The organism is Roseivirga echinicomitans (assembly GCF_001592935.1).
Lineage (GTDB): Bacteria > Bacteroidota > Bacteroidia > Cytophagales > Cyclobacteriaceae > Roseivirga > Roseivirga echinicomitans.
This window is the reverse complement of the sequence record NZ_LRDB01000001.1, coordinates 477,180-494,382: the sequence shown is the minus strand read 5'-3', so window position 1 is coordinate 494,382 and position 17,203 is coordinate 477,180. Positions and strand designations below refer to the sequence as shown.

14 protein-coding genes are annotated in these 17,203 nt (G+C 40.8%); 8 read left to right on the top strand and 6 right to left on the bottom strand.

All coding sequences use genetic code 11. From position 1 onward, the window contains the following. Positions 1-143 precede the first annotated feature (143 nt). The 3 genes from AWN68_RS02125 to yjjX all read left to right on the top strand — a co-directional run bounded on the left by AWN68_RS02125 (position 144) and on the right by yjjX (position 5,463). Positions 144-3,458, top strand: coding sequence for a WD40/YVTN/BNR-like repeat-containing protein (locus AWN68_RS02125; RefSeq protein WP_068410772.1), 3,315 nt, complete (start codon positions 144-146; stop codon positions 3,456-3,458). Positions 3,459-3,774: 316 nt separating this feature from the next. After that, on the top strand, positions 3,775-4,926 hold the full coding sequence (locus AWN68_RS02120; RefSeq protein ID WP_068410769.1) for a tetratricopeptide repeat protein: 1,152 nt from the start codon (positions 3,775-3,777) through the stop codon (positions 4,924-4,926). 6 nt (positions 4,927-4,932) lie between these two features. Next, complete coding sequence (gene yjjX / locus AWN68_RS02115; RefSeq protein WP_068410766.1) at positions 4,933-5,463, top strand: inosine/xanthosine triphosphatase; 531 nt, start codon at positions 4,933-4,935, stop codon at positions 5,461-5,463. A 74-nt stretch (positions 5,464-5,537) separates the two neighbouring features. Here the strand turns inward: yjjX and AWN68_RS02110 are convergent, their stop codons facing one another. Beyond that, entirely contained in the window at positions 5,538-7,058 is a 1,521-nt protein-coding gene (locus AWN68_RS02110; protein WP_068410764.1) for a M20/M25/M40 family metallo-hydrolase, read from the bottom strand. A 93-nt stretch (positions 7,059-7,151) separates the two neighbouring features. After that, the gene (locus tag AWN68_RS02105; RefSeq protein ID WP_157716037.1) at positions 7,152-8,099 is read right to left on the bottom strand and encodes a hypothetical protein; all 948 of its coding nucleotides are present in this window, start codon (positions 8,097-8,099) and stop codon (positions 7,152-7,154) included. 189 nt (positions 8,100-8,288) lie between these two features. Here AWN68_RS02105 and AWN68_RS02100 point away from each other — a divergent pair, with 189 nt between their 5' ends. Genes AWN68_RS02100 through AWN68_RS02090 form a run of 3 tightly spaced genes read left to right on the top strand, consistent with a single transcriptional unit; the run spans position 8,289 to position 11,370 of the window. Further along, positions 8,289-9,188 carry a M28 family peptidase gene (locus tag AWN68_RS02100; RefSeq protein WP_084362748.1) on the top strand — a complete coding sequence of 300 codons (900 nt, stop codon included), beginning with the start codon at positions 8,289-8,291 and terminating at the stop codon, positions 9,186-9,188. 4 nt (positions 9,189-9,192) lie between these two features. Beyond that, complete coding sequence (locus AWN68_RS02095; RefSeq protein ID WP_068410759.1) at positions 9,193-10,665, top strand: DUF5687 family protein; 1,473 nt, start codon at positions 9,193-9,195, stop codon at positions 10,663-10,665. Between the two features lie 9 nt (positions 10,666-10,674). Next, on the top strand, positions 10,675-11,370 hold the full coding sequence (locus tag AWN68_RS02090; protein WP_068410756.1) for an ABC transporter ATP-binding protein: 696 nt from the start codon (positions 10,675-10,677) through the stop codon (positions 11,368-11,370). Positions 11,371-11,384: 14 nt separating this feature from the next. Here AWN68_RS02090 and AWN68_RS02085 read toward each other — a convergent pair whose 3' ends face one another. The 3 genes from AWN68_RS02085 to AWN68_RS02075 are packed head-to-tail and all read right to left on the bottom strand — an operon-like array spanning position 11,385 to position 13,794. Further along, the gene (locus AWN68_RS02085; protein WP_068410753.1) at positions 11,385-12,119 is read right to left on the bottom strand and encodes a DJ-1/PfpI family protein; all 735 of its coding nucleotides are present in this window, start codon (positions 12,117-12,119) and stop codon (positions 11,385-11,387) included. Continuing rightward, complete coding sequence (locus AWN68_RS02080) at positions 12,119-13,381, bottom strand: metal-dependent hydrolase family protein (protein ID WP_068410751.1); 1,263 nt, start codon at positions 13,379-13,381, stop codon at positions 12,119-12,121. The genes AWN68_RS02085 and AWN68_RS02080 overlap by 1 nt, the downstream gene beginning before the upstream one ends. Further along, a complete protein-coding gene (locus AWN68_RS02075; RefSeq protein ID WP_068410748.1) occupies positions 13,378-13,794 on the bottom strand; it encodes a VOC family protein in 417 nt (138 codons plus the stop codon). The genes AWN68_RS02080 and AWN68_RS02075 overlap by 4 nt, the downstream gene beginning before the upstream one ends. 137 nt (positions 13,795-13,931) lie before the next feature. Here AWN68_RS02075 and AWN68_RS02070 point away from each other — a divergent pair, with 137 nt between their 5' ends. Both AWN68_RS02070 and AWN68_RS02065 read left to right on the top strand, forming a co-directional pair. Then, positions 13,932-15,461: a sensor histidine kinase gene (locus AWN68_RS02070; protein WP_068410745.1), complete on the top strand. Its 1,530-nt coding sequence runs from the start codon at positions 13,932-13,934 to the stop codon at positions 15,459-15,461. Further along, a complete protein-coding gene (locus tag AWN68_RS02065) occupies positions 15,458-16,126 on the top strand; it encodes a LytR/AlgR family response regulator transcription factor (protein ID WP_068410742.1) in 669 nt (222 codons plus the stop codon). The genes AWN68_RS02070 and AWN68_RS02065 overlap by 4 nt, the downstream gene beginning before the upstream one ends. A gap of 7 nt (positions 16,127-16,133) precedes the next feature. On the opposite strand, the gene AWN68_RS02060 is transcribed toward AWN68_RS02065, so the two are convergent. Further along, entirely contained in the window at positions 16,134-17,081 is a 948-nt protein-coding gene (locus AWN68_RS02060; protein ID WP_068410739.1) for a pyridoxal-phosphate dependent enzyme, read from the bottom strand. Between the last annotated feature and the right edge of the window lie 122 nt (positions 17,082-17,203).

Sequence of the window (17,203 nt, the reverse complement as noted above, 5' to 3'; positions counted from 1 at the left end):
TGATTTTCGGTTTATGGCTTTTAATTGAGCTATGCCCAAAGTCAGACCGTTTTTATTGTGCGCTTTTCCATGCCATACTTAAAATGTACATTGTGTGCTATTTCGAATAAACGCTATATTTATTCAACTCAAAACCAATGTAAATGAAAAATATTCGTCCTTTCAAGGTGCTTTGCTTATTCTTAGCATTTGTCCTTGTTTCTACAATCTCTTTTGCCCAGCGCAATAAAAAAGACCCAGCTAAAGCTGAAGTAAATGACCCTTTAAAAGGGATTTCTTTGGGTACCCTAAAGTTTAGAAGTGTCGGCCCAGCACTTACCTCTGGTAGAATTGCCGACATAGCGGTGAACCCATCTAACCATAGCGAATTTTATGTGGGCGCAGCCGCTGGCGGTGTTTGGAAAACTTCCAATGCAGGAACAACTTTCACCCCGATTTTTGATGGTCAAGGCTCCTATTCTATCGGAACAGTTGAAATTGACCCAAACAACCATAGTGTAATTTGGGTAGGTACTGGTGAGAACAACAACCAGCGTTCCGTTTCTTATGGTGATGGAGTTTACAAATCAGAAGATGGTGGAAGCTCTTGGAAAAACATGGGTTTGAAAAACTCAGAGCACATTGGTATGGTTGCCATTGACCCACGAAATTCTGATGTAGTTTACGTGGCCGCATATGGTCCGGTTTGGAGCGCAGGCGGGGATCGAGGACTTTACAAAACTACAGATGGTGGCGAAAACTGGGAGAAAGTCTTAGAAATCAGTGAGCACACAGGAGTAAACGAAGTACACTTCGACCCAAGAAATCCTGATATACTTTATGCCACAGCTCACCAAAGACGAAGAAGACAATGGACTTATTTAGGCGGAGGCCCAGAGTCTGGCATTTACAGATCGATGGATGCAGGGAAGTCTTGGGAAAAAATTAACCGTGGTTTGCCAGGTGGGGATAAAGGTAGAATTGGAATGGCTATTTCTCCAGCAGACCCTGAAGTTTTGTATGCTGTAGTCGAAGCTCAAAGTGGTCAAGGGGGATTTTATAGAAGTACCAACCGAGGCGCCTCTTGGGAGAAAATGAGTAGTACTTCTTCCAGCGGAAATTATTACCAAGAAATTGTAGCTGATCCTGTCCATGTAGGTCGTGTTTATCTTTTGGACACGTTTACACAAATCACTGAAGACGGTGGAAAAACATTCTCTGGCTTGGGCGAGAAGAGTAAACACTGGGATAACCACGCCATGTGGATTGACCCAAATAATACAGATCATTTATTACAAGGCTGTGATGGTGGCGTTTACGAATCGTTTGACAGAGGCCAAAACTGGAAGTTCTTTAGCAATTTGCCTGTTACCCAGTTCTACAAAGTGTCAGTAGATAATGAATACCCATTCTATAATATAATGGGAGGAACCCAAGACAACTACAGTCTGCATGGGCCTTCGCAAACGTTAAGCCGCCATGGTATCGTAAGTTCCGATTGGATTGTAACCCAAGGTGGTGACGGTTTCGAATCTGTTCCTGACCCTCAAGACCCTAACATTGTATATTCTCAGTCGCAAAATGGCGGCATTGTTCGCTTTGATAGAAAAAGTGGCGAGGCAGTAAGTATTCAGCCTAAACCAAGAAAGGATGAAAGGCAGTATAACTTTAACTGGGACGCTCCTTTGATGATCAGTCCACACGATCACAAAACGGTATATTTTGGTGGAAATAAGTTGTTTAAAAGTACAGATCGCGGTGATTCTTGGGAAGTAATTAGTGGTGAGCTTGACCAAGACATTGATAGAAACTTACTGCCGATTATGGGCAAAATTTGGCCTATGGATGCCGTTGCGAAAAATGGATCAACTTCTCGCTATGGTGCTGCGGTTTCTTTAGATGAATCGCGTTTGCAAGAAGGATTACTTTATGCAGGTACTGACGATGGCCAAATCAATATCACTGAAGACGGTGGAAAGAACTGGAGGAAAATCAATCGTTTTCCTGACGTTCCAGAAAATACTTATGTGTATGATTTAATTGCATCGAAGCATGATGTGAATACAGTTTATGCAGCTTTCAACAATCATAAAAGTGGCGATTTCAACCCATATGTGTATAAAAGTGACGACAAGGGAAAAACATGGTCGAGTATTTCTTCGAACCTACCTAAAGGAGCGGTTTATGCTTTAGAACAAGACCATGTAAACGCAAATATTCTATTTGCTGGAACTGAATACGGTGTTTTTGTTTCTATGAATGAAGGCGAAAGCTGGACGAAGTTATCGGCTGGATTGCCTGCTGCGGTGAATGTACGCGATATAGCAATTCAAGAAAGAGAAAATGATTTGGTGCTGGGTACTTTTGGAAGAGGCTTTTATGTGTTAGACAATTATGCTCCGCTGCGTGAAATGACCCAAGACTTATTGGCCAAGGACGGTCATATTTTCAAAATAAAGGATGGTTTGATGTACAACACTTGGCAACCGCTGGGTAGCTTGGGTAGTGTAGACAAAGGCTTTCAAGGCGAGATGTTCTATTCAGCTGATAACCCGACTAGAGGGGCAATCTTTACCTATTACGTGAAAGAAGGTGTAAGTTCATTGAAAGCAGAAAGATCAAAAAAAGACGCGGAAGCCTTTAAAAATGGAAAGGCTATTCCTTACCCAACTTTAGAAGAATTGAAGGCTGAAGAAAGCGAACTTCCTTCTTTCTTAATCTTCACCATAAAAGATCAATCGGGGGATATTGTGAGTGAATTAAGAAGCCCTTTGAGAAAAGGCATTAGCGAAATGAATTGGGACATGACCTATGCTGGCTTTGGCCCCGTAAACGAAAGACAAGCTTCAGTAACCAGCAGTTTGCCTTCTTCTAACGTTTATGTTGTTCCAGGCAACTATACCGTGAGTTTGTCGCAAAATGTAAAAGGCGAAATTAGTGAATTGGTTGGGCCTGTCGCTTTCAAAGTAAAAGACATCGACAACAAAACCATTCCAGCAGCAGATTGGGCAGACATGGCAAATTTTAAAAAGAAGGCCATGGCCTTAATGCAGGCAGCCAATTCAACCCGATCCGTATTGGGTGAAATGAATGGAAAAATTGCTAGCTATAAAGCTGCAGCCAAAGGTTTTCCTGCGCGAGAAAGTAATGAGCTCATGAAGGAAATCTTAGCGCTAGAGTCTAAAGTGAAAGCACTTGGTATTGAACTCAATGGCGATTCTGACTATGGTCAACTAGACATGGACGGTGAATATAGTACAGGGCAAAGAGCACAAAACGCAGTTTATGATATTTTTGGTTCAACTTCTAATGTAACTGGAACGGCTAAAACCAATTATGATATTGCCGCAGATGAGTTCGCCCCAATTCTTCCTAAAGTGAAAGCCTTAGTGAGTGAGTTTACTAGAATGGATACCAAATTAGACCAATTGGAGGCACCACTTACATCAGGAAGGCTCCCTAATTGGAAAAAACAATAGAGAAAGATATACAGGGGTCATGCTAAATATGGCCCTTGTACTATTTTTCATATATTTGATCCAATTCGATTTAGCGAATTCTTTAACCTCACAATCTCTCCAACATTACTTGTTTTGTATCTAGTTTTCGAGTACAAACTGAATTAGGTTCTAATAAGTGTGCTCCAAATTTTTGATGTACAGAAATAAAATGCTTATTTCTGTATTCCAACAATAATTAATGTAGTTTGAAAAGTATAATGTCCACTGTTACAATATTTCATATTTTCACGTGTCGTTCTATTTGACCAATTTGAGGCTAGCTATAACCATATTATTGACATTGATTACAGGGTCTGGGTATTCTCAGGACTTGGTGACTGTGGCCAGCACTTTTTTGAATGACAATAAATATATAGAAGCTAAAGAGACAATAGATGACGTTTTTGAAAACCCAGAGGGAAATAAAAGTGCTCGTGCTTGGTACACCAAAGGCCGTATATATCATGAAATCTTAAAGAGCGAGGCCCCCGAGTTTGATAAATTTAAGGTAGACCTTAATGGCTTTGCAGCCGAAGTAACACTGTGCTATAAAAATACGAAGGCACTTACCGACCCTGAAAACAACCTTTTTCGTCTTGCCTCCAATCAATTGGAGATTCTCTGGACAGATGGAATTAATAAAGGTTATAAATATTATCAAGAACAGAAATTTGAATTGGCAACAAAGCTTTTTGAGGTGGCCAGGGCTGTTAAACCACAAGATACTACCGCCTATTTATATGCTGGCTTGAGTGCTCAAAATGCTCAAAACTATCGGCAAGCCATTGATTACTATTTAGGAATGAAGCCTTTGACTAAGCTTAGTCAAATGGTTTATGATAGACTTATCATGTGTAATCAATCCATGAATGCTCCTCTTCAAGAAAGGCTGAGCATGATTGAAGAAGCTCTTTTCGAATACCCAGATCACCCTCCATACATAGCTGAGGAGGTAAGGGTCTTAATTAGGTTGAATAAGTTCGATGAGGCTGAATCTCGTTTGAACACTGGTTTAGAACGATTTCCAAGTAATTTTGATTTGAGATTAAGGCGTGCCGATCTCTTTGATCGTATTTTTAAAGAATCTTATGTTAACGGATTACCAGATCGCTCTGAAAAATATTTTGAGATGGCTTCAGAGGATTATGAGATCTACCTCAATAAGTATCCTCAGGATTTTACGGCCAACTATAATTATGCGGTAATGCTCAATGAGCAGGCCAACCGCGTGTATGACCGAATCAACATGATGAGTGCGGAGGAGTATGTTATTAGTGGAAAAAGCACTGAAGAAGTGGGTCATAACTGGACACGAAAGGCATTACCTTATATGGAAATGTGCAGAAAAATCAAGCCTAGTGACCCAGGAACCATCCGGGCGCTTAAGGTTTTCTATGAGCGCCTGAAAATGAACGACAAACTTGCGGAACTAGACGGAAAGGGATAATTAGGAATGATCAATGTTGTAATAGCCTCTCAAAACCCTGTAAAAATAAAATGTACTGAAAAGGCCTTTTCAGAAGTATTTAAAGAGAAGGTCTTTGTCTTTAATGGAATAAATGTCCCCTCTAATGTGGCTGACCAGCCGATGAGCGACCCGGAAACTCTTCTAGGCGCGAGAAACAGGGCTAAGAACGCAGAGTCCGCTAAGCCTAATGCAGATTATTGGGTCGGGATAGAAGGCGGAATTGCTGAAACTGAAGAAGGCGAAATGATTGCCTTTGCTTGGATTAGCATCATTTCTAAGCATCAAAAGGGAGAAGCCAGAACGGCTACTTTTGCATTACCACCAAAAATTACGGAGCTCATTCATCAAGGGATTGAATTAGGTGTAGCAGACGATATGGTATTTAAGCGATCGAACTCCAAACAATCAAATGGCGCGGTAGGTATCCTTACTCACGATCTGATTGATAGGGCTGAATATTATAGGCCAGCCATTGTACTGGCGCTTATTCCTTTCATTAATCCAGAACTTTACTGATTTAAAGTCAAAGAAAAAGGCCTTGTCTATTGTAGACAAGGCCTTTCGCTATTTCTAAAATCTAAAAACGCTTATTAAAAATCTTTCGGTTTTCTCGGCATTTTGGCATCCATATTAGCCGTTTGCATTACCAGAGCAGCAATAATTACTGCGTTCTTTTTCAAGTCCACTTCTTCCAAAGCTTCATAAATGTCCATGTTAGAATGGTGTGTTCTTGTATTGTAAGCAATAGGATCTTGGATAAACTGGAAACCAGGTAAGCCTACACCATCAAAGGCCAAGTGGTCAGTTCCGCCCGTGTTGCTTGTTGTAATTGTACTTGCTCCAATTTCATGGAAAGGCTTGAACCACTCTTCGAATAGACCTTTAGTCGCTTCATTACCTTGTAGGTAAATTCCTCTAATAGCACCAGTTCCATTATCCATGTTATAGTAAGCAGAGAAATTTTGGTGTGCTGCATTAGGTTTTTTGTCTGTCATGAAAGTGTTTTGAACGTAGTTTCTTGATCCGAATATACCTTGCTCTTCACCACTCCAAAGACCAATTCTTACGGTTCTTTTTAGCTTTACACCTGAAGTTTTCAATATTCTCATTACTTCCATCATTACTGCAGATCCCGCAGCATTATCTGTAGCGCCTGTTCCTGCAAACCAAGAATCAAGGTGAGCTCCAACCATTACCACTTCATTCTTCAACCTAGCATCTGATCCAACAATATCTCCAACGACATTGTATCCTTTGGTATCGCTCTTCAAAAAACGAGTTTTAGTCTCAGCCTCAACCATTACTTTTTCGCCTTTTTGTAGCAAACGAACCATTCTGTTATAATGCTCAGGAGCCATTTCCATTTCAGGAAGTGCGCTGTCATCATTTCTTGCTCCGTTAGAAGTAAAGAAAGTACCTTGTCCACCACGGTTAGTGTTCAACACCATGGCTACACCTTCTTCTTTTAACATAGTGTAAGCCGCTCTTCTTAGGTTAGAAGCTCTTCTGAAATCAGACATTCTACTGGCGCTGAAGTTTCCGCCACCACGGCCACCTCTTACAGCAACTTTGGTCATACCTTCCAACTCTTCATCTGTGTATCTACGTGCATCAGCATCATAACCATTAACGGCTTCAGTTGTAGTTGGCATTAAAACCACTTTGCCTTTAAGATTACCTTTGTATTTGGCTAAATCTTCTTCCGAGTTTATTTCAACATAAACCACTTCGGCAGTAATTTCTTTACCAGTACCAGGTGTCCATGCTTTTGGAATAGCAATCATGGCTTGGTAGTAAGGCACGGTCATGGCAATGTAGTTTTTGTCTACTTCCCATCCTGGACCGAAATCGCCCCAAGCTTCAACCTTAACATTGGTTAAACCCCAATCTTTATACATTTGAGAAGTCCAATCGTAAGCTTTTTTCAAGCCTTCAGAACCTGTAAGTCTAGGCCCGATTCTGTCAGTTAAGTTCCAAGCAATGTCCATTACTTGACTGTTGTTGAATCCTTCGTCTTTGATTTTGTAGATTGATTCGTAATCTACTTGGGTGTTCTGAGCTAGTGCTTGCAGCCCTAAAAATAGAAACCCTAATAATGCTGATATCCTCATTTTTTTAAGTTTTTAATTGAGGAGGAAGGTAGCTAATAGCGCTTTTAGAACCTTTCTAAAATATACTGATGGGCAATAATGTGTTCAATCGGGTTATTTGCCCCTCATACTGTTGATCTGAGCAATAAATGAATTCAGGGCTTCATTCCAATCCTCCTTGGCGTCCCAATTGCTCCCCAAAAATGCAATATTCGTTCTGGTGTCACGCAGGAAGAACTTTACTAAGACCCCTGTTTTGTTTTCTTCACGCTTTTCGAAGGGTAAAAAGGTGTAAACGTTTTGAGCATCTGCCTCTATATAATGAAGTACATAATCTACTCTAGTGCGCCTCAAATCTGCATCGGTTTTGTTCTCTACGCTTATGATTTGATATAAAACGGAATCTTTGGTGGCAAGCGTTTCGTAAGAATGACTTCTATCTGATAGCTCCTTTTTAAACATATTTGCCGATGTTAGAGCCGCTATGCTTAAAGCCTGAGGATTGGGTTCAGCAAAAGGGTTTATATCTATTCGAGGAATCGCAATTTTTTTACCTTCAAAGTCTTTAGGTAAGGTAACATAGGCTTGTTTAAAACCCGAAACGGTGGGTTCGAAAAACTCTGCTGAATTACTTAACAGTAGGTTTTCTTTTGGAAAAGCATCGGTTTTTAGCCTTGTCGTGAGTTCGCTGAAAACGGTTTCCAAATCAGTAGTTCTTCTCAACCAAAACGATGCTCCCTTATCATAAAAATTATGTTTGCCATTAAAAGGCCCCATTCCTAATATAAAGTCATCTTCCTGGTTTAAAACGGTTAGAAAAATAAGGTTTTTAATGTCACGTTTTAAGATGAAATCTGGGATTTGCTCTTGCATTCCACTCACGGAACTGAAGCTATTTATCTGAAAATAGGCGGCCGCGTCAACGCCCACTTTTGCAAAAAAGGCCTGCAATTCATCTGCTAATTTTAACCTTTCTTCCACTGATATACCCTTTGGTACATCCATCAACACAATTGATTTGCTACTTAGAATATCTTGAGGTGGATCGTATGCTTCATTCATATGAAGCTGTGTAAATAGTGAATCATTCGTCCCTTGAGCATTCAGTGGTGAGCTGCTGAGTAAAAGCACAAAAAGAAAATTATATATTATGACCTTCAAAACTTACTATTCAATTCACTAAGTTTAACATGAAAAGAGTCGAAATATTGAATGTTCGATTTCTTTTTGTTCGAACTTAACCAAATAAAAATGAAAAAGCATATCCTCAACCTAGCGCTTATTATCTTATTTGTGAGCGCGCCAATTACCGCCTATTCCCAAAATGATTTAGATTCAGAATACATGTTGGAAGATTTAAGAAAACTTTCACATGATGCCGCTGAGGGCAGAAAAACAGGGACAAAAGGAGCAGAAATAGCTCGACAATTTATTGTCAAACAGATTGAAAGGGTAAAACCAAAGCGTTTTGTGAAGGGGTACCGCCATCCTTTTACTTTTATTAGCAAGGGAGATACCGTTATGGGTGAAAATATCATAAGTTATATCCAAGGGGTATCCGATTCGGCTTTTATTATTACGGCCCATTACGACCATGTTGGGATAATTAATGGGGAAGTATTTAATGGCGCTGATGATAATGCCTCAGGAGTTGCAGCCATGCTTGCCATGATGGAGTATTTCAAGAACAATAAACCAAGGCACACATTAATATTTGCTGCTCTGGATGGTGAAGAAATGGGGCTTCAAGGAGCCAAGGCCATTTTTAATGACCCAAACACTCCAATCAAGAATGTCATACTGAACATTAATATGGACATGATTAGTATGAATGATAAGAATGAGCTTTATGTGGCTGGAACGCATTTCTACCCTAGATACAAGTCTATTTTAGAAAAGGTTGAAATACCACCTTTGAGACTAAGGTTTGGTCACGATTCTCCAGATTTAGGTAAAGACGATTGGACGATGCAGTCGGATCATGGTGTTTTCCACAAGAATAACATTCCCTTCCTCTATTTTGGAGTAGAAGATCACGAGCACTATCACAAAGGGTCTGATGAATTTGAGAATGTAAATCAATCATTCTATATCAAAGCTGCTCATGCCGTACTTTATTCAATTATAGAGCTAGATCGAAATCTAAATTAAATCAATGATAAGCCAGCTTATATCTCACATTTGGAAAAAGGAATTTCGCTCGCCTGTTTGGGCAAAGAGCTTACTCACAAATGTTTTTTTGGGCTTTGCGGCCCTAATGATGCTGGTTTATGTTTTTACTGCCGGTGTACTTATTGATAAACTGGTGCGGGATTTTTTTCCGGAAAATGACCCCCTAGTTTTTGTTAATGGTTTTATTCTCTACTATTTTTTGGTTGAGTTTATGCTCCGGTTCTTTTTACAGAATGTACCTGTTTTAGAAATTCAGCCTTACTTACATCTACCGATTAAGAAGGGGAAGATTATTCATTTTATGTTCAGGAAGAGCCTTTTCAGCGTTTTTAACCTGTTGGCTATTCTGCTTTTTCTTCCTTTTTCAATCTTAAGGGTGGGTGCTGATTATGGCGTTGTAAGTGCTGTTGGCTGGCTGGCTTCAATTGTTGGCCTCTCTATTACGCTGCATTTTGTAGTCATTCTCTTTAAAAAGAAGATGAATGATATACCTAACCTTTTCATTGGTCTGATCGCCTTTGTGGCGGCACTTAGTGCGCTCGATTATTTTAATATCGTTTCGTTCTCGGACCTATCTTCTGCCACTTTCGGCTTTATTGTGGAGCAGCCAGCTTTAGGAGCTATCCCAGTTGTACTGGCTTTTGTGTTTTACAGACTCAACTACAACTTCTTGGTAAATAACACTTACCCAGAAGAGTTGGCCATTAGAAAGGAAGAAAAGGTTACGGGAGATTTCGGTTTCTTAAAGCAATACGGAAGAATGGGAGAGCTGATTCAGCTCGAACTGAAATTGATTTTGCGTCACAAGCGACCAAGAAATACATTGATCATGAGTGCCCTTTTGTTGCTCTATGGGTTGATTTTTTATACTAACGATAACTACCAACAAATGCAGTTTATCTTCATGTTTGCCGGGGTGTTTATTACTGGAATTTTCTTTATCAACTATGGTCAGTTTTTATTGAGCTGGGAAAGTGGCTATTTCGATTTTATCCTTACGAGAAGAGTAAGCTTCAGGCAGTTTATAGAATCAAAATACTGGTTATTCGTGGCCACCTCCACCATAGCATTCGTGGTGTCGTTGGCCTATGGTTATTTCGGATGGAAGATTGTCTTGATTAATCTGGCTGCTTATCTATTTAACATTGGATTAAACGTGTTTGCTGTAATGCGATTGGCCATGTTCAACCCGAAAAAGATTGATTTAAATAAAGGAGCAGCCTTTAATTATGAAGGCGTAGGTGCAGCGCAATTCCTCATTATGATTCCCATGATGATTTTGCCCTACGTGCTTTATGCTCCGTTTTTAATCTTTGGTTACGAAAATTTGGGGCTGTTTTTAACAGGCTTGGCCGGACTCATTGGCTTCTTATTCCGAGATAAAATGCTCAATGCGCTCACCCAATTTTTCATTAGTCGAAGACATAAATTTGCTGCCAGTTTTAGATCCCAATAAACCATTAAGATGATTGACGTAAAAAAACTTTCGAAAAGTTATAAAGGAGTTGAGGTTGTCAATATTCCTGAAATGCATATTGCCAAAGGCGAAAGCTACGGTTTGGTTGGAAATAATGGAGCGGGCAAAACGACCTTCTTCAGAATGATTTTAGACCTGATTAGACCCTCAACAGGTGAGGTGCTTTCTAAGGGTGTAAACGTTCAAAATAATGAGGACTGGAAATATTACACTGGTTCGTTCTTGGACGAATCCTTCCTAATTGACTACCTAACACCTGATGAATATTTCGAGTTTATTGCCTCTTTGCACAATTACTCAAAAGGTGATTTACAGGAGTTTTTGAATCAGTTTGACGATTTGTTCAACGATGAAATCAGAGGGAAGAAAAAGTACATCCGTGACCTTTCGAAAGGAAATCAAAAGAAAGTAGGCATTGTGGCGGCTTTGATGGGAAATCCTGAAATCATTTTATTGGACGAACCTTTTGCTAACCTTGACCCCACCACACAAATTCGGCTAAAGGAAATTTTGAGAAAACTGAAGAAAGAAAAGGACGTTACGCTAATGATTTCTAGCCACGACTTAAGTCACGTTACGGAAGTCTGCGAACGTATAGTTTTGCTGGAAAAGGGCAAAGTTCAGAAGGATATCCAAACCAGCGAAACTACTTTAAAAGACTTAGAGGATTACTTTACGGCTTAATAGCCTTGTAGCATTCACTTCTCTGGGGTAATGGATTTGATTTCGCCTACATTCCAATCGATGACCAAGCCACCTGCTACGCCATCGGCTGCTTTTTTACCATAAAGAAATTCGACTAAGTATAATGCTGGGTCGTAAGACTTGGCGCCACCCGATGAGGTAATGGTTTTGCCATCGTGCACAAAGCTGACGTTTTCATAAACATCTAACTCAGGAAAAGTCTGTCTGAATTGGCCAATGTCGCTGGGGAAAGTGGTAGACTTTACTTTATCTAAGAGACCCGCTTTGGCCAGAATAAATGCACCATCGCATAAGGACATAATGTACATGGCGTTCCCCCCTTTTTCCTTCACAAAGTTGATCAGGCGTTCGTCTTCCAAATCTGACCCCATGTTGTTTTCTGCACTGGGCACCACTAGGATGTCAATATTCGGTACATCATCAAAATCGTAATCGGGTAAAATGCGAATACCTTCAAAAGTAGTAATCACTTCTTTGGTGGGAGAGACGATGAAAGTCTTCATTCCTTTTTCTGTATGAAAAATGGTGTGCTGAAAAATATCGAAAGGTGCCATCAGCTCTGAATTATACACTCCGTTGATGGCCAGAAAAGCTACATTCAGTTCTTTGGTGGGTTTGTTCTCTGGTTTGAAAACCTCTTTAGTTGTCTGTGCAACTTGTTTGTTTTCTTGTGGTGCCTGACAAGCCACCATGAGCAGAAAGCAGAAAATAGAAAGTAGCTTTTTCATCAATTTTCGTTTTTATAAATTTTACCATCTTTCATTACCAAGCTCACCTTTTTAAGTGAGGCGATGTCTTTGGATGGATCGCCTTGAACGGCAATAATATCGGCTAGAAATCCAGCTTTGATTTGGCCAAGTTGGTCAAGGTGAAACTGTTCAGCATTGGCCGAAGTAGCAGAAATTAAAGCAGCCTCGGTATTCATTCCGTACTCTACCATCATCTCCAACTCTCTAACATTTTCGCCATGTGGAAAAACGCCAACATCGCCACCAAAAACCAATTTTACACCTGAGTCTAAGGCCATTTTAAAGCTTTTTCTTTTGGCTGCTATTCGGGCGGGCTCTGGGTCAACGCCCCTTTTCCAACCGCCATATTGTGTAATGGCATCACCAGCGGCTAGCGTTGGGCAAAAGGCGACACCTTTTTCCTTCATCATTTTAAAAATTTCTGGAGTGGCACCATCGCCATGTTCTATGGTTTCTATACCCGCATCAATCGCCCTGCGCATCCCTTCTTCTGAAGAAGCATGTGCCACTACATAGCGTCCGCTGGACTCAGCAATTTCTACAATGGTTTTTAACTCTGTTATAGTGAAAGTAGCCTCGGCTGTGCCGTTTGGCCCCCAACGGTAATCGGCATACACTTTAATAAAATCGGCTCCATGCCCTATTTGATCACGCGTTACCCGAATGAGGTCATCAAAACCATCGGCCGTTTCGGCACCGAGTGGCACTTCTACTCCCTCATGAAAACCCTTTGGACCATAACTGCCAGTCGCCACAATGGCTTTTCCTGCCACCAAAAGCCGTGGTCCAGGAATGACTCCTTTTTCTACGGCCTGCTTCATGCCTACATCGGCATAGCCCGCCCCTTCGGAACCCAAATCGCGCATGGTGGTAATGCCAGCCATTAGCGAGGCCTCCAAGTGATTAACTGCCCTGGCGGAACGTTCGGCAATAGATTCTTTAAGCACTTGATCGTTCCAAGACACCTCATTATAAGGGTGCAATAAAATATGCGAGTGCCCTTCGATTAAGCCAGGCAATAGGGTTTGGTTTTTCAACTCAATCACCTCATTTGCTTGACCCGTGTATTTTGCCCCAACGTAAGTAATTCGGTTGCCTTTTACCGCTACGACCCAATTGGCATGCGTTTCTTTTCCATCAAAAACCTGTTTGGGTTTGAAGAGAAAGTCGTCTTGTGCTTTAAGACTGAAAACTGAAAGGGAGATGAGTGCTGCCGAAAGTAAACCAGTGAGTTTTCTCATTTGGCGAAAATTTGGCTTGTGTCTTTAAAGGCTTTGAATTCTAAAGCGTTTCCGCTGGGGTCGAGAAAGAACATGGTTGCTTGTTCGCCTACTTGGCCTTCGAAACGAATGTAAGGTTCAATCACAAATTCGGTTCCGTGGGTTTTTAGCTTGTCGGCTAATGTGTGCCATTGGTTCCATTCCAAAATAGCTCCGAAATGGCGAACAGGCACATTTTTACCATCTACAATATTAGCATGCGCTTGGGCCAATTCTTCTGGCTTTACGTGTGCACTCAATTGATGACCAAAGAAATTAAAGTCGATCCATTTCTCCGTAGAGCGGCCAATTTCGCAGCCCAGCAAGTCGCCAAAGAAAGATCGGGTAGATTCGATGTCCTTTACGGGAAAGGCCAAATGAAAAGGAGTGTTCATAGTATTAATATTTACAGCAAAATGCTTAATTATCTATTGGCTTGCAAGAATAGATTATATTCCGTCACATTGTTTTGGGCTTTGGTCACATTTATTTTTTGAAGAGTGTATGAGAGGGTATCATTGAAGAAAAAAAGATGAGAAACACACACATAATTGAGAGCATTGTCATTGGCCTTTTTCTTTTTGCCGTTATGGTGGGCGTTGTGATTTTTATTAATCAAGGCGACTACATTATTGACCAAGCTATTCAAGTTGGGAAGAGTTCAGAGGAAGCCAAGTCTATACTGACGAACTCCATTTTTGCTAAAGGGATATCGGTGGTATTGTTAGTCGCGTTATTTTACTTTGGAAGTACGATATCGAAAAAATCAATAGAAAAGGCTAGGGTTCGCTTTTTGCCATTTCTGTTTGTACTATATGCTATAGTCTATGGTGGATTGTGTGCATTGGTTCATGAGTTTTTAAATCCATTTTTTGAATTTAGTTTACTAAAAGGTCCCCTGAATGATTCTCAAACTTTTGAAGCTATACCTCCATTCTTTTATTACTCAATCATTGGGTTAGGCGCACTATTTTCTTCCATCACTTTTTCATTACTGACGATTAAAAACGCTAAGCCTATAGGCGTAAGTATACAGTCCTTTGGGTTAAGGTTTTGGACGGTAAACTACTTTTTAAATTTTCTTATAATTTTAATTATCTACTTCGTAGTTATTCAAATTCATGTGTTTTCTTTAGCTTTTATTTTCCTCGTTATCAATCTTTTAATTGCTGCTTTAGTTTCTACTTTCATTGGTTCGCTCATTCTTTCCACTATTGTTGAGCGCGGTAAATGGGTTTTTAACAACTTATCTGAAAGAGTATCTCTTGGGTTTGTCTCTATTTTTGGAGTCGTTTCTTTTGTGATGGTCTTAGGGGGCATCGCTTTTGGGTTTGACTCCTCCTTACTTACTTCCTTTGACCCAGTTCCAGCTGGATTTCTTAGGCTTCTATTTTTTGCCATTATATCAGGAACAGTTGCCATACTGGTTTGGAAATTTAATGTGGCTGGGGTAAGGACTCAATTACAAATAGCTAGCTCAGAGTCCGAACTCTCCCTGCTCAAATCTCAAATCAACCCGCACTTTCTGTTTAACTCCTTAAATACGGTCTATGGTTTGGCGCTCAATGAGGAGAGCCCAAAAACGGCCCATGCGGTGCAGCAGCTCAGCGAGATGATGCGTTTTATGTTGCACGAAAACCACGCTGAGAAAATTCCATTGCAGAAGGAAATTGACTACCTCCGTAATTACATCGAACTTCAAACTTTGCGAATTTCACAAAAAGATCATTTTCAATTGGAAGTAGATGTAGCTGAAGGTTGCCAAGGAGAAATTACGCCCATGGTGCTGATTCCTTTTGTTGAAAATGCTTTTAAACATGGAGTGAGTTTTCAGAAACCCTCTTGGGTAAAAATAAAATTAACTTGTAATGCGGAAGAGGTGCATTTGAATGTTCAAAACAGCGTTCACAAACATGGGGGAGATCCTGAAAAAGGAAAATCGGGAATTGGGCTGGAGAATGTGAGAAAGCGTTTGGGCATTCTTTATCCTGAAAAACACTTATTTCAAATTTATGAAACGGAAGACAGCTTTGAGGCCAACATTAAAATCACCTTGATATGATCAGAGCCATTGCCATAGATGACGAACCGATTGCGCTGGACATTATCGAAAGCCACGCCAATAAAATTCCGTTTTTGGAATTGAAAGCGAGCTTTACTAATGCCTATCAGGCCCTTGAGTTCCTAAAAACCAATTCGGTTGACTTGCTTTTTTTGGATGTAAAAATGCCGGATATCTCTGGAATGGATTTTCTGAAAAGCCTTTCAAAAGCACCTTTGGTGATCTTTACCACTGCTTATCAGGAATATGCGCTAGAGAGTTATGATTTTCAAACCGTGGATTACCTGCTGAAACCTTTCGATTTCGGGAGGTTTTTAAAGGCGGTAAACAAGGCCAGCGATCGACTGGAACAAAAGAACGATCAGCACCTTTTTCTGAAAACGGGCTATGAATATGTACGACTTGAAATAGCGCAAATCAAATACGCCAAGGCAGAAGGCAACTATGTAAAGTTTGTGACGGAAAGCGAACAAGTTCTTAGTCGAATGACAATGCAACAAGCTGAAAACGCACTTTTGCCGCAGGGTTTTTTAAAGACCCACCGCTCCTTTTTGGTCAATAAGGCCTTTATCAATAAAATAGAAAAACATCAATTGAACATCGGTAAAGAGATGATTCCAATTAGCTCCATCTATTATCAGTTGTTGGTGGAGGCTATTTCTTAATGGTAGTTTAGAAAGGCAACTTCCCTAAATCTACATTGCCACCACTGATAATGATACCGACTTTTTGGCCAGCAAACTGGGCTTTGTACTTTAATAGGGCAGCAAAAGGCACAGCCCCAGAAGGCTCCACCACAATTTTCATCCGCTCCCAAATCAAGCGCATGGCATGGGCAATTTCTTGGTCATTCACCACTAAAATACCATCCACCAATTTCTGAATAATGGCAAAGTTCTTATCGCCTACAGTCACCAAAAGGCCATCGGCAATGGTATTGGTGGTTGTATTCGGTACAATTTCACCCTTTTGTATGGAGAGAAAAGTGTCCATGGCGCCCTCTGGTTCGCCAGCATAAATCTTGAGATCGGGCTTTAAATAATGAGCCGCCAATGCGGTTCCGGCCAAGAGGCCACCCCCACCCACAGGCGTCATCAAAACTTCCAAATCAGGCTGGTCTTCCATAAACTCTATGGCCGCAGTGCCCTGCCCTTCGATGACTTTATTATCGTTGTAAGGAGAAACATAAGTAGCTCCGGTTGTCTCCATAATCTGATTGGCTGCTGCTTCACGAGCCGCTTGGTTGGGTTCGCAAAAGGTGATTTCTGCGCCATAGCCCGCCACTGCTTTTTTCTTTACTTCAGGGGCGGTGTTGGGCATTACGATGTAAGCGGGAATGCCGCAGGTTTTGGCCGCCATGGCCATGGCCTGTGCATGGTTTCCCGAACTATGCGTTACCACACCCTTCGCCCTTTGTTCCTCAGAAAGAGAAAGCACAGCGTTTAAACCACCGCGTGCTTTAAACGCTCCAATCTTCTGTAAGTTCTCGCACTTGAAATACACCTCGCAGCCGGCAATTGCATTGATACTTTCCGAAGTAAGAATCGGGGTACGATGAATGAACGGCTTGATGCGTTCGTGTGCTTCGCGAAGCTGTGCTAAACTGATCGGTAATTCCATAGTGGTTTTAAATATGGTAAAAACCCTCCAAAAGTTGATACTTCGATAGGCTCAGAATTTATTAAACACATCTGAACTGTGAACTTGAACTTTTGGAGGGTTGAGTAAAATAAACAGACTTA